A 12,866-nucleotide genomic window follows, 5' to 3' on the forward strand; every position below is an offset into this window, starting at 1 on the left:
TCTCAGGCTGTCATCTTGTCTTCCTCACACACTTCTTTATCCCCCCGCCAGGTGTTACTGGCCATTCTGGCGCTGGCGGTGGGCGGCTTTTCCATCGGTACTGGTGAATTTGTCATCATGGGGCTGCTGCCTGATGTGGCTCAGGACCTGGGCATCGATATTCCCACAGCGGGCCATTTGATCAGCGCCTACGCCCTGGGGGTCGTGATCGGTGCGCCAGTCTTGGCGGTATTAGGCGCTCGCTGGCCCTGGCGGCGCCTATTGATCGCCTTGATGGGTGCATATGCCGTGGGTAATTTCCTGACCGTTCTTGCCCCTACCTACGAAACTGTTTTAATTACCCGCTTTCTGGCGGGTTTTCCCCACGGAACCTACTTTGGCGTAGCTGCCCTAGTCGCAGCGCGCCTGGTGCCGCCCCATCGCCGTGCGCAGGCAGTGGCCTACGTCATGCTGGGGCTGACGGTTGCAACCTTGCTGGGGGTTCCTATCGCCACCACGCTGGGTCAGTGGCTGAACTGGCAAGCTGCCTTTACCTTTGTCAGCATTATTGCTTTGCTCACCATGGGCCTGGTGCTTCGCTTTGTACCTTTTCTGCCGGCCAATACCCTGGCCAGCCCTTTACGTGAATTGGGTGCATTGAAACGCAAACAGGTTTGGCTGACGCTGGGCATAGGCGCCATTGGTTTTGGCGGCATGTTCTCCGTCTTTAGCTACGTCAAATCGACCTTGATGGAACTGGCGGGCCTGTCCGCCAGCACCATTCCTGTTGTGCTGGCCTTGTTCGGGGTGGGTATGGTGCTGGGTAATCTACTGGGAGCACGCTATGCCGATCGCTATCTGGATCGCAGCATCCGGCTGGTACTGATCTGGGCAACGGCGGTGCTTCTGCTGTTCATGGTGACCGCGCATCATCCTATTCTAGGCCCCTTGAACATCATGCTGATCGGCACGCTGGTTGCCTTGGGTCCAGCTTTGCAAATTCGTTTGATGGATGTCGCTGGCGATGCCCAAACCCTGGCCGCTGCCCTGAACCATTCGGCTTTCAATATGGCCAATGCGCTGGGAGCCTGGCTGGGTGGTCTGACAATTGCCGCCGGTTGGGGCTGGACATCCACCGCCTGGGTGGGTGCCCTGCTGGCCCTGGGTGGCTTAGCCCTGCATACCATTTCGCTACGAATCAAAGACTAAAAGCAGGCGGATCCTGCAAGAGACTTAGTCTTCCCTCAGCCGGCAAGCCGGCCAGCTCCTAACTGAACCATTTACCTAAGGTGTAGCCGTTACTGCGGGACGTGCCGCCAGCCAGCCGGCATAAGCCATCCCTACAGTCACCACCATACATAGACCCAGGGCCCAACCCCAGCCACCAAAAAGGTCATGCAGTCCGCCCATGGCGGGTGGGCCTAAAGCGGCCAGCAAGTAGCCCATACATTGAGCCATACCCGATAAAGACGCCGCTTGCGACGTGGACGTGGAACGCACTCCGATCAAGGACAGGGCAATTAGGAACACGCTGCCGCTACCCACTCCAAACAGCACAGACCACAGCAAGGACCAGGACGGCAAGACCAGGAAACCAATAAACGTCAGGGTCTGCAGTAAGGCCCCTGTCAAAGCCACAATACGTTGGTCCTTCAAGCGGCTCAGCACAGGCATCAGCAACAAGGCAGGAATAGCGGTAGCCAGCTGCATTAGACCGTGAATCTGACCAGCTTGTTCGGCCTCGAAACCATAGTTGACCAACATGACGGGCAACCAGCTGGCGACCATGTAATACGCCACCGAGTTCAAGCCCATATACAGGGTGATATACCAGGCCAAAGGCAGACGCCAGACAGGTGCGCTGGCTGTGGCCACAGCAGGAGCGTTCTGCGCGGCATGGCGATCTGCCCCAAGTTGGGTCGCCCACACCAAAACGCAGACCAGCGCCATGAAGCCCACCACAATCACGGACGACCAACGCCAGCTTTGCCCGGCCCATTGCGCCATAGGCACGGCCAAAGCAGAGTTAAATGCTGCCACCAGCCCCATGAACAACACATACAGGGAAGTCACAAAGCCGATGCGCATTGGGAAGTGTCGTTTCACCAGAGACGGCAAAAGCACATTAGCCAAGGCAATACCGATGGCCAGCAAACCGATACCGGAGAACAGCGCCGTCGTCCCGCCCATCACACGAACCACCACACCGACAGCAATCAGTACGGAGGCAATAAACAAGGAACGAGATAGCCCCACCACCCGTGCCATCGAAGCCGCCAGCAAAGAGATGACGGCGAAGATAAACAAGGGCATGGCCGTCAATAAACCGGCCTGAGTCGAGGACAAAGACAAATCGGCCTGGATCAGCTCCAGTAAGGGAGCAATGCCCGTGATCGGCGCGCGCAAATTACCCGCGATCAATAGAACACCCACCAAAACAGTCAGGGGGTGAAAGAACCATGAAAAGCGAGAGTGGGGCATGGAAACGGGCCAGTAGGTAAAAACCCTACTCTATCCTGTTTCCGACCCGACGCAAACAGGATATTATGACAACTTATACCTCAAACCAGACAAATCATGAGTTTTAGCGCTAATCCGCAGGGCGGCCCCATTTTCAGCATCAAAATGGCCATGGGCAGTGCCACTGAGAACCCTTTGCACACCCATCCCAATGGGCAGCTGATCATGACGCAATATGGCCCTGTCACTTTGCAAACGGATCAAGGCTATTGGATGGTGCCGCCACTTTGTGCGGTCTGGGTGCCGGTAGGCATACGCCATCGCGCCCGTGCAGCCAACAAGGCCTTAATCCATTTTCTGTACATACAGCCCGGCCTGGATCAATTGCCCGACCATTGCTGCACCCTGGACATCAGCCCCATGGTGCGAGAAATGATTATTCACTTAAGCGATCTGAAAGCCGACTACGAACTGGGTAGCCAAACCCATCGCCTCGCCCTGGTGTTGCTAGAAACCTTGAATCAGATGCCTACGCGGCAATTGCACGTTCCCGTACCGGAAGACAAGGTTTTGCAAACCCTTGCTCAGTCCATGCTCAAGCAGCCCGACTCACGCCCCACTATGGCTGACTGGGCAAAAGAACTGGCGATGAGCGAGCGCACCCTGGCCCGACATATGCTAAAACACACAGGGATGAGTTTCGGGCGCTGGCGTCAACAATTCATGATGATGCTGGCCCTCCAAAAACTAGGTTCGGGAATGTCCGTAAAGAGCACAGCCAGGGAATTGGGTTACACCTCTATCAGTGCCTTTATTACCGTTTTCAAATCTATTTTGGGCGACACCCCCAGCCGTTACTTAAGCCAAACCCAATCTTCTTAAGTCTTAACTCCCTCACCACACGCATCCATGTCCTCCACACCTTTATCCCGCACCGGATATCTGCATCGCTTACTCAGTTGGTTCCAGATCTCTCACATGTCGGCCGGGCTTATTGCTGTGCTGGTGGGCTATACCAGTTCAGCTGCCATTGTTTTTCAAGCGGCTCAAGCGGCAGGTGCCAACACCGCCGAGCTGGGTTCCTGGATGTGGTCTTTGGGTATTGGTCTGGGACTGTTGTCCGCCGGCCTGTCGCTACGCTACAAAATTCCGATTCTGACAGCCTGGTCCACACCCGGCGCGGCCTTGCTGGCAACCGGCCTGGCCGGCCTGCCCATGTCACAGGCCGTGGGGATTTTCCTGTTTTCCTCTCTGCTGACCACAATTTGTGGTCTAAGCGGCAGTTTTCAAAAGCTGATGAAGTACATGCCACGCAGCATTGCCGGTGCCATGCTGGGCGGGATTTTGCTGCGCTTTGGCCTGGACTTGTTTGGCGCCATGCAGACCCAATGGCTGCTGTGCCTGAGTATGTTTATTGTGTTCTTGCTAGTGCGTCAGTGGTCGCCCCGATACGCCGTACCCCTGGCTCTGGTGGCAGGCGTCACGATTGCCGCCATGCAAGGTCTGCTGAAAATGGAAATTCTCAGCTGGACACCGGCTACACCGGTACTGGTCTGGCCCGAATTCTCCTGGACTGCTCTGGTCGGTGTGGGGATTCCCTTCTTCATCGTCACCATGAGCTCGCAAAACATTCCGGGCGTGGCGGTCTTAAAGGCCCATAATTACGACGCCCCCAACTCCACCGTCATTAGCTGGACGGGCATTGTTGGCCTGATTTTTGGCCCCTTTGGCGGCTATGCCTACAATCTGGCCGCGATCAGCGCAGCCCTGTGCATGACCCCTGAAGTGGATGCTGACCCGCGTCAACGCTACCGAGCCAGTGTCTGGGCCGGGATTTTCTATTTTGCTGCCGGGATTTTTGGCGCAACCGTAGTCAGCCTGTTTGCCGCCTTCCCCACCGAATTGATTGCCGCCATTGCAGGCCTGGCGTTGCTAGGCACCATAGGCAATAGCATTCACATGGCGCTGGAAGCCCCCGACACTCGTGATGCGGCTCTGGTAACCTTTTTGACCACGGCCTCGGGCATGAGCCTGCTCAATATCGGCAGCGCTTTCTGGGGGCTGGTTTTCGGTATGGCTATGTATCTGATTCAGAAACGAAAAGTATCCTGATCGGGCTATCGCCCTCGCGTCTGTTCAAGACGGCAAACAAGCCTCACATTTGCTTGCTTTGCCGTCTTTTTTTCATGTGCACACTAAAGGCTTGAGTACTTTTTTATTGGAGGTGATTCATGCCTGCTTTATCGCAAGCCCAGCAAAAAGCCGCAGGTGCGGCCTTAGCCGCCAAACGGGGCGAAGCGCCCACGTCCAGCCTAAAAGGGGCCTCGCTTGAAATGTACAAGGTCATGACGGAAAAAGAGCTGGAAGAATTGGCCAGCACAGATACAGCACGTCGTAATTTGCCCGAGCACAAAACCTAGTTAGACGGCTTGAACGCGGACGCCGCTCTGCTCAAACGCTTGATGCAAACGCTGCGCGAACTCGGCCGCTCCGGCCTGATCGCCATGTAGACATAAGGTATCCGCGGACAAAGGCACCGTTTTACCGGACAAGCTGGTGACGGTGCCTTGTTCTATCATCTGCATCACTTGCTGCACGGACTGCCCGGCATCAGTAATCATGGCACCGGCCTGCTGACGCGGCGTCAGACTGCCATCATCCTGGTAGCTGCGGTCAGCAAACACTTCTTGGGCAACCGTCAGGCCCGCATCCCGCCCAGCTTGAACCTGAATACTGCCTGCCAGCGCATACAGAATCAGACTGCGATCAATGTCCGCTACTGCTTGGGCGATGGCCGTAGCCAGCCCAACATCACGCGCGGCCATATTGTAGAGAGCGCCATGTGCCTTAACGTGATGCAAGGCTGCCCCTTGAGTGCGTGCAACCGCGGCCAGCGCCCCCACCTGTACCACCACCATGTCATATACCTGCTCAGGTGTCACCGCCATGACACGACGGCCAAAACCGGCCAGATCAGGCAGACCAGGGTGCGCCCCTAGCTTCACACCATGTTTCAGTGCCAGGGCAACAGTTTGACGCATGGTGCCTGGATCACCGGCATGAAAGCAACAGGCGATATTCACGGATGTCACCCAGGGAATCACCTGCTCGTCATGGCCCATGACCCATGGGCCAAAGCTCTCGCCCATATCGCAGTTCAAATCAATAGTTAAACTCATGGAGTTCCCCCTGATAATCCATCCAAACGACCTGCGGCCTGAGCAATACAGCGCCGGAACCACAACAACTCTGCCGCATTATGCGTGCGGGGATGCCAGAGCTGGTAGAAACGCATCAGCGGAAAATGAACCGGGCAAGGCAACACCGTAATGGGCAGAATGCGGGCATAGTACTCGGCAAACTGACGGTTGGTGGTGAACACCATATCCGTGCGGCTCAAAATACCCGGCACCAGGCCGAAATACGGCACCACCATCTGCACTTGACGGCTGATGCCCTGCTCGGCCAGGCAGCCATCAATAAAGCCGCGTTTGTCCGTGACATGAGCCGACGGTGCCAGATGCGGCATCTCCAGATAATGCTGCAAAGACAGGCCACGTTGCGCCAGCGGATGATGACGGCCCAGCATACAGACCACATCATCATCAAACAGACGCGCCAGATGCAGCTTCTCCGGGGGTTCCAGCCAGTTGCCGATCACCACGTCCAGCTCGCCCTCCTCCAAGGCTTGCACGTAGTCCAGGTCCGGGTTGATGGTATGGACCACCAACCGGGCCTGCGGCGCCTGACGGCGTACCCGCTCGGCAATATCCGGGATGAAAGCCCCATCCAGATAGTCCGGTGCGCCCAGATTGAAAACCCGGGTAGACTGGCTAGGATCCACCGGCTCTGCTGTAGCAGAAATTCGCTCGATTGCTTGCAGGGCTTCCGTAGCATGTGCCAGCAAAAAGGGGCCGCGCTCGGTAGGCACCATTCCCTTTTTGCCACGCAACAAAATCGGATCGCCCGTGATTTCACGCAAGCGCCGCAAGGCATTGCTGACGGCTGGCTGGGACATACCCAGACGGATGGCCGTTCGCGAGACGCTATGCTCTTTGAGCAGCGACTGCAAAACCCGCAGCAAATGTAGGTCTAGTTGTTCTCGTAATTTTGGCATGGTCTAAATAATACAAGCGCTGGCCCCTGCCGTTGATCCGTGTAGACACTCATACGCTTATATAGTGAACATCATTCCAAGCAAATGTTCGCGTCCTAAGCAAATGCTATCTTCAATCCGTAAAAAAACAGTCGAGTGAGATCATGGAGACAAGACCAATTCGTTTTATTTTTCGCGGCCAGGTACAGGAAGTGGCTCAGGCCCCGACCACGCGAACCGTTCTACAGTATATACGTGAGGATTTGCACTGCACCGGCACCAAAGAAGGCTGCGCTGAGGGTGACTGCGGCGCCTGCACCGTCATGATTGGCGAACTGGACCAGAACAATCAATTGCAATTGCGGGCCGTGAACGCCTGTATCCAGCTGCTGCCTACGCTCGATGGCAAGGTGCTCTACACCATTGAAGACCTGCGTCAGGACGATGGCACCTTGCACCCTGTGCAACAAGCCATGGTGGACTGGCACGGTGCTCAATGCGGCTTTTGCACGCCCGGCTTCATCATGTCCCTGTGGGGCCTGTACATGAAGCATGCGCCCGAGAACGGCCCCGTTTCGCGAGAACAGATCGACGATGTGCTCTCGGGCAATCTGTGCCGTTGCACGGGCTACCGCCCCATTATTGATGCCGCCAAAGCCATGCACAGTTACCCGGCTGTGGGCATGGATCGCCAAACAATTGAAGATAAGCTGCGCGCCATTCGTCAGGACGGCATGCTGGCCTACGAGTATCAGGGCCAGACTTTCCACGCCCCACGCACGCTGAAACAATTAGCCCAATTGCGCGAACAATATCCGCAAACCCGCATTCTGGCTGGCAGCACCGATATTGGTTTATGGGTAACCAAGCAATTCCGTGAGCTGCCACATCTGATTTATATCGGTCAGGTCGCAGAGCTGCGCGAACTGAAGAGCACAGAGGACGATCTGTATATAGGCGCAGGCGTGCTGCTGAATGACGCCTTTGATGCCCTGATCAAGGACCACCCTGAATTAGCAGAACTGCGTCAGCGCTTTGCCTCTTTCCCTATCCGCAACGCCGGTACATTAGGGGGCAACGTAGCCAACGGCTCGCCCATTGGCGACTCCATGCCCGCCCTGATTGCCATGCGCACCCGCGTGGTCCTGCGTAAAGGGACCGTAGAGCGCGTCATGCCTCTGGAAGACCTGTATCTGGCCTACCAGAAAACTGCCATGGAGCCGGGTGAGTTCGTGCAGGGCCTGTTCATCCCGCGTGATAAAGGCCAGTGGCAATTCCGTACTTACAAGCTATCCAAGCGTTTCGACCAGGATATTTCTGCCGTCTGCGCCGCCTTTGCCGTCGAGTTGGATGGCAAGATCGTCAAGCAGGCTCGCATCGCTTTTGGTGGCATGGCAGCCACGCCTAAACGGGCCAGCCACGCCGAGCACGTGCTGCAAGGCCAGGAATGGAACGAGGAAAACGTCCAGGCGGCCATGCAAGCGCTGCAACAGGACTATCAAGCCCTGAGCGATATGCGTGCCAGCAGCGAATACCGCAATCAAAGTGCGGCTAATCTGCTGTATCGCTTCTTCCTGGAAACCCACCCTGAACACGCGTTGAGTCCCGCCCAGTTGAATGTTTTTCACCGAGCTCAAGCCAGCCTGGAGACCTTGTGATGAAAATCGACAATATCGACCACCTGAACACCGCCACGGCCAAGCGGGTTGGCGTCTCCTTCCTGCACGAATCGGCAGACCTGCACGTTAGCGGCACCGCCACCTACACGGACGATCTGCCCGAATTACAGGGCACAGCCCATATCGCTCTGGGTATGTCAGAAAAAGCCCATGCCCGCCTGTTGAGTGTGGATCTGGAGGCCGTACGCCAGGCACCGGGCGTCATTACGGTGTTGACCGTTACAGATATTCCGGCTGCCAATAACTGCGGCCCGATTCTGCATGATGACCCCATCTTGGCCGATGGCATTGTGCATTATTTTGGTCAGCCCATCTTTGCGGTGATTGCCAAGTCTCACGACCAGGCGCGCCGCGCCGCCCGTCTGGGCAAGATCACGTACGAAGAACTCCCTGCCATTCTGACCCCGCAAGAGGCCAAGGCAGCCCAAGCAGGTGTCTTGCCCCCTATGCACCTGACCCAAGGGGATGCTCAAACGGCGCTGGATGCCGCCCCGCATCGTCTGAAAAGCACGTTCCAGTGCAATGGTCAGGAACAGTTCTACCTGGAAGGCCAGATTTCCTACGCCGTGCCCAAAGAATATGGCGCTGTGCATATCTGGTGTTCTACCCAGCACCCCTCGGAGATGCAGCAGCTGGTGGCACACTGCCTGGGCGTAGGTGCCCATAAAGTGCATGTGGAATGTCGTCGCATGGGTGGCGGTTTTGGAGGCAAAGAATCCCAATCTGCGCTGTACGCCTGCGTGGCCAGTGTGGCCGCCGTCAAGCTGCAACGCCCGATCAAGCTGCGTCTGGATCGTGACGATGACTTCATGATCACCGGCAAACGTCACGGCTTTTACTACGAATACGATATTGGCTACGACGACGAAGGCCGTATCCTGGGTGCGCGTCTGGATATGACAGCTAACTCCGGTTTTTCAGCTGACTTGTCCGGCCCCGTTGCTACCCGTGCCATCTGCCACTTTGACAACGCCTATTACTTGTCTGATGTGGAAATGAGCGCTCTGTGCGGCCGCACCAACACCCAGTCAAATACCGCTTTCCGCGGTTTTGGTGGCCCGCAAGGCGCTTTGGTAATGGAGGTGGCCCTGGATACGATTGCCCGTCGTTTGGGCAAAGATCCCCTGGATGTGCGCCACCTGAACTTCTACGGCAAGGAAGACCGGAACATCACCCCGTATAACCAGACCGTGGTGGATAACGTCATCAACGAATTGGTGACAGAGCTGGAAACCACCAGCGAGTATCGTCAGCGTCGTGAACACATCCGCGAATTCAATGCCAGCAGCCCGATTCTGAAAAAAGGTCTGGCGCTAACCCCGGTGAAGTTCGGTATTTCCTTTAACGTGCCCGCCTTCAACCAGGCTGGTGCCCTGGTCCACGTATATCGTGACGGCACTGTACTGGTGAACCACGGTGGTACGGAAATGGGCCAGGGCCTGAACACCAAGGTTGCTCAGGTCGTGGCTCATGAGCTCGGTCTGAACCTGGAACATATACGCGTCACGGCTACCGATACCACCAAAGTGGCCAATACTTCGGCCACAGCAGCCTCCACCGGGACCGACCTGAATGGTAAAGCCGCACAAGACGCCGCCCATCAGATTCGCCAACGCTTAACAACGGTAGCGGCTCAACTGTTCTCGGTTGAGGAATCCAGTGTGAAGTTTGAGCGTGGTCAGGTCGAGATCGGTGATCAGATCATGCCTTTCTTCCAGTTGGTTGAACATGCCTACCAAGCCCGTGTTCAGCTGTGGTCCGATGGTTTCTACGCCACACCCGGCCTGCACTGGGACTCCAAGATCATGAAGGGCAACCCCTTCTACTATTTCTCCTACGGCGCTGCCGTAGCAGAAGTGCTGATCGACACGCTGACAGGCGAATCGCGCCTGATGCGGGCGGACGTTCTGCACGATGTAGGCAGATCCATCAACCCGGCTCTGGATATTGGTCAGGTTGAAGGGGCCTTCATTCAAGGCATGGGCTGGTTGACCACCGAAGAACTGGTTTGGAATGCCCAGGGCAAGCTCACCACCCATGCGCCCTCGACCTACAAAATTCCTGCCATCAGCGACTGCCCGGTGGATTTCCGCGTGAACCTGTTCGATGGCCGCAACGCTATGGATTCGATTCACCGCTCCAAAGCGGTGGGTGAGCCTCCTTTGTTGTTGCCCTTTTGCGTGTTCAACGCGATTCGCGATGCCGTCGCCAGCGTGGGCAATTACCAGATCGAGCCCGAGCTAAACGCCCCAGCCACCGCCGAAGCCGTAATGCGGGCTATCGCGGCTATTCGTCAAGCGAAATGAGTAGCTGGCCCTCTCTTGCCCTCGCCCGTCTGAAAGCGGGCGAGCGTTTGGTTCTGTGCTCGGTGGCGTTGGCCAAGGGCTCTACTCCACGCGCTGCGGGTACGGCCATGTTGTTCAGCCAGACCGAGCAGTGGCTGACCATTGGTGGCGGCCATCTGGAATGGGTGGCCGCTGAACAAGCGCGTGTGATGCTCAGCCAGTCCTGCGGGCCCGATTGGAGCCTGAGCCGCCTGCCGCTAGGCCCCAGCTTGGGCCAATGCTGCGGCGGGGTAGTCACCCTGCTATACGAGGCCTTAGGCCCCGACGATCTGGGCTGGTTGGAAGAGTTGGACAGCGCCGTGCGCGCCGGTCAGGCGACCAGCCGCCGTTCGCAATTGCTGTCTGACGGCAGCAAACAAGTGGATATTCAAAGCCCCTCCATCGTGGACGAATCGCGCTTGGACTACGACGGCTCTCAAGGTATCTGGATGGAAGACCTGCCGCCCCCTCCCCTGACCATCCTGCTGTTTGGTGCCGGTCACGTGGGCGAGGCGCTGGTTCAGATCCTGGGTACCCTACCGTGCCGGGTGCTGTGGATAGACGAACGGCCCGAGCTGTTTCCAGCCCAGGTGCCCAGTAACGTCAGCCTGGAAATCACCGATATACCTGATGCACTGATTGAACAGGCCCCTACCAATAGCTATTTTCTGGTGATGACGCATAATCACGGCCTGGATTTAGCGCTGTGCCAAAAAATTCTGCGCCGCCCCGATACGGCCTACGTCGGTTTGATCGGTTCCATGACCAAACGCCGTCAGTTCGAGCGCCGCCTGCAACAACGCGGTATGCCCGAATCCCGTATTCAGGAGCTGGTCTGCCCGATTGGCGCACCCGGCATCACGGGCAAGGCCCCTTCTATTATTGCCGTGGCGGTCGCCGCTGAACTACTGGCCCACGCCTATCAAATGGGCCAGCTCAGTCGCTGATGCGCCCTCGACTTCAAGGACATTTATGACTACCCCTTTGCACTCCGCCTGTGCCTACCGCGCTCAACTGCTGTACTTTGTCGCAGACCCGGCCACACTGGAAGATCCTACCGAGGCTGTGCGCTACCATAGCGATGGCCTTTTACTGGTTAACGAACAAGGCCAGATCCAGGCCTGTGGCGACTGGGCCGAACTGGCGGGCAGCCTGCCCCCCGACACTCAACAAGTCGACTTGAGCGGCAAAATCATCATGCCCGGCATGATCGACACCCATCTGCACTTTCCGCAAACCGACATTATTGCCTCCCCCTCCAGCGGCCTGCTGCCCTGGCTGGAAACCTACACCTTCCCCACTGAAGGTCGTTTTGGCGATAGCGAACACGCCCGTGAGGTTGCTGGTGTCTTTCTGGACGAGCTGCTGCGCAACGGCACCACCACGGCCTTGGTCTACGGCAGTGTGCACCGCCAATCCGTGGATGCTTTTTTTGAAGAAAGCCACGAACGCAATCTGCGCATGATTGCCGGCAAGGTAATGATGGACCGCAACTGCCCGGACTATCTGCAAGATACGGCTGAATCCGGCGCACGCGACTCGGAAGACCTGATCAAACGCTGGCACGGCAAGGGCCGCCAGCTTTACGCCCTGACTCCCCGTTTTGCACCTACCTCCACCCCCGAGCAGTTGGCCGCCTGCGGTGAGTTGGCCCGTGCCTACCCCGACGTGTTCCTGCAAACCCACGTGGCGGAAAACAAGGACGAGATCAAATGGGTTAGCGAGCTGTTCCCCAATAACCGCAGTTATCTGGATGTATACGACAGTTTTGGCCTGCTGCGCCCACGCGCCATTTACGGCCACAGTATTTGGCTGGACGAGCAAGACCGCGCACGCATGCACGACACCGGCAGTATCGCGGCCCACTGTCCTACCTCCAACCTGTTCCTGGCCAGTGGCCTGTTCGATTTTCAATCGATCCGCAACAGCAAGGTTCTGCACACGCTGGCTACCGATGTGGGCGGCGGCACGTCCTTCTCCATGCTGCGCACCATGAACGAAGCACACAAAGTGGCCCGCCTGAACAACTACCACCTGACAGCCGCATCCATGTTCTATATGGCCACCGAAGGCGCCGCCCGCGCCCTGGACATGCAAGGTCAAATCGGTACGCTGGCTCCTGGTGCCGAAGCCGACTTTATCGTAATGGACCCCAAGGCCACCCCGCTGATGGCACGCCGCAGCACCATGCTTAATTCCTTGGAAGAGCAATTATTCATGCTCGCCCTGCTGGGCGATGATCGCTGCATTCAAGCCAGCTACAGCGCAGGCCGCTGTGTGCATCAACGCGATCACTAAGCCGACCTGAAGGCCTTCCCTGGCTGCAAT

The 12,866-nt window shown here is 57.2% G+C and carries 11 protein-coding genes; 8 read left to right on the forward strand and 3 right to left on the reverse strand.

Annotation, left to right across the window (positions count from 1 at the left end; translation table 11 throughout):
- Nucleotides 1-15: 15 nt before the first annotated feature.
- Complete coding sequence (locus IE156_RS02115; protein ID WP_189390826.1) at nt 16-1,188, forward strand: MFS transporter; 1,173 nt, start codon at nt 16-18, stop codon at nt 1,186-1,188.
- Nucleotides 1,189-1,263: 75 nt separating this feature from the next.
- Here IE156_RS02115 and IE156_RS02120 read toward each other — a convergent pair whose 3' ends face one another.
- The gene (locus IE156_RS02120; RefSeq protein WP_189390827.1) at nt 1,264-2,460 is read right to left on the reverse strand and encodes an MFS transporter; all 1,197 of its coding nucleotides are present in this window, start codon (nt 2,458-2,460) and stop codon (nt 1,264-1,266) included.
- Nucleotides 2,461-2,556: 96 nt separating this feature from the next.
- On the opposite strand from IE156_RS02120, the gene IE156_RS02125 reads away from it, so the two are divergent.
- The 3 genes from IE156_RS02125 (at nt 2,557) to IE156_RS02135 (ending at nt 4,859) form a co-directional block, all read left to right on the forward strand.
- Entirely contained in the window at nt 2,557-3,321 is a 765-nt protein-coding gene (locus IE156_RS02125) for an AraC family transcriptional regulator (protein ID WP_189390828.1), read from the forward strand.
- 27 nt (nt 3,322-3,348) lie between these two features.
- Nucleotides 3,349-4,551: a benzoate/H(+) symporter BenE family transporter gene (locus IE156_RS02130; protein ID WP_189390829.1), complete on the forward strand. Its 1,203-nt coding sequence runs from the start codon at nt 3,349-3,351 to the stop codon at nt 4,549-4,551.
- Nucleotides 4,552-4,670: 119 nt separating this feature from the next.
- Nucleotides 4,671-4,859 (forward strand): DUF3008 family protein, encoded by a 189-nt coding sequence (locus tag IE156_RS02135; protein WP_189390830.1) that lies wholly within the window; start codon nt 4,671-4,673, stop codon nt 4,857-4,859.
- Here the strand turns inward: IE156_RS02135 and IE156_RS02140 are convergent, their stop codons facing one another.
- Nucleotides 4,860-5,618 (reverse strand): LamB/YcsF family protein, encoded by a 759-nt coding sequence (locus IE156_RS02140; RefSeq protein WP_189390831.1) that lies wholly within the window; start codon nt 5,616-5,618, stop codon nt 4,860-4,862.
- A complete protein-coding gene (locus IE156_RS02145) occupies nt 5,615-6,556 on the reverse strand; it encodes a LysR family transcriptional regulator (protein WP_189390832.1) in 942 nt (313 codons plus the stop codon). Before IE156_RS02145 ends, IE156_RS02140 begins: the two co-directional genes overlap by 4 nt.
- Nucleotides 6,557-6,699: 143 nt before the next feature.
- Between IE156_RS02145 and xdhA the strand changes: the two genes are divergently transcribed.
- The 4 genes from xdhA to guaD are packed head-to-tail and all read left to right on the forward strand — an operon-like array spanning nt 6,700 to nt 12,836.
- The gene (gene xdhA, locus IE156_RS02150) at nt 6,700-8,193 is read left to right on the forward strand and encodes a xanthine dehydrogenase small subunit (protein WP_189390833.1); all 1,494 of its coding nucleotides are present in this window, start codon (nt 6,700-6,702) and stop codon (nt 8,191-8,193) included.
- Nucleotides 8,193-10,520, forward strand: a complete 2,328-nt coding sequence (gene xdhB, locus IE156_RS02155; protein ID WP_189390834.1) for a xanthine dehydrogenase molybdopterin binding subunit — start codon at nt 8,193-8,195, stop codon at nt 10,518-10,520. Before xdhA ends, xdhB begins: the two co-directional genes overlap by 1 nt.
- A complete protein-coding gene (gene xdhC, locus IE156_RS02160) occupies nt 10,517-11,485 on the forward strand; it encodes a xanthine dehydrogenase accessory protein XdhC (RefSeq protein WP_189390835.1) in 969 nt (322 codons plus the stop codon). Before xdhB ends, xdhC begins: the two co-directional genes overlap by 4 nt.
- Nucleotides 11,486-11,510: 25 nt before the next feature.
- Nucleotides 11,511-12,836: a guanine deaminase gene (guaD, locus tag IE156_RS02165; protein ID WP_189390836.1), complete on the forward strand. Its 1,326-nt coding sequence runs from the start codon at nt 11,511-11,513 to the stop codon at nt 12,834-12,836.
- The last annotated feature ends 30 nt before the right edge of the window (nt 12,837-12,866 follow it).

It is taken from the genome of Alcaligenes pakistanensis (assembly GCF_014652815.1).
GTDB lineage: Bacteria > Pseudomonadota > Gammaproteobacteria > Burkholderiales > Burkholderiaceae_B > Alcaligenes > Alcaligenes pakistanensis.

Excerpts from the sequence above, each read along its gene's own strand:
- IE156_RS02120 (WP_189390827.1), bottom strand. The coding sequence starts at position 2,460 with ATGCCCCACTCTCGCTTTTCATGGTTCTTTCACCCCCTGACTGTTTTG.
- IE156_RS02145 (WP_189390832.1), bottom strand. The coding sequence starts at position 6,556 with ATGCCAAAATTACGAGAACAACTAGACCTACATTTGCTGCGGGTTTTG.
- xdhB (WP_189390834.1), top strand. The coding sequence starts at position 8,193 with ATGAAAATCGACAATATCGACCACCTGAACACCGCCACGGCCAAGCGG.
- IE156_RS02140 (WP_189390831.1), bottom strand. The coding sequence starts at position 5,618 with ATGAGTTTAACTATTGATTTGAACTGCGATATGGGCGAGAGCTTTGGC.
- xdhC (WP_189390835.1), top strand. The coding sequence starts at position 10,517 with ATGAGTAGCTGGCCCTCTCTTGCCCTCGCCCGTCTGAAAGCGGGCGAG.
- guaD (WP_189390836.1), top strand. The coding sequence starts at position 11,511 with ATGACTACCCCTTTGCACTCCGCCTGTGCCTACCGCGCTCAACTGCTG.
- IE156_RS02130 (WP_189390829.1), top strand. The coding sequence starts at position 3,349 with ATGTCCTCCACACCTTTATCCCGCACCGGATATCTGCATCGCTTACTC.
- IE156_RS02135 (WP_189390830.1), top strand. The coding sequence starts at position 4,671 with ATGCCTGCTTTATCGCAAGCCCAGCAAAAAGCCGCAGGTGCGGCCTTA.
- IE156_RS02125 (WP_189390828.1), top strand. The coding sequence starts at position 2,557 with ATGAGTTTTAGCGCTAATCCGCAGGGCGGCCCCATTTTCAGCATCAAA.
- xdhA (WP_189390833.1), top strand. The coding sequence starts at position 6,700 with ATGGAGACAAGACCAATTCGTTTTATTTTTCGCGGCCAGGTACAGGAA.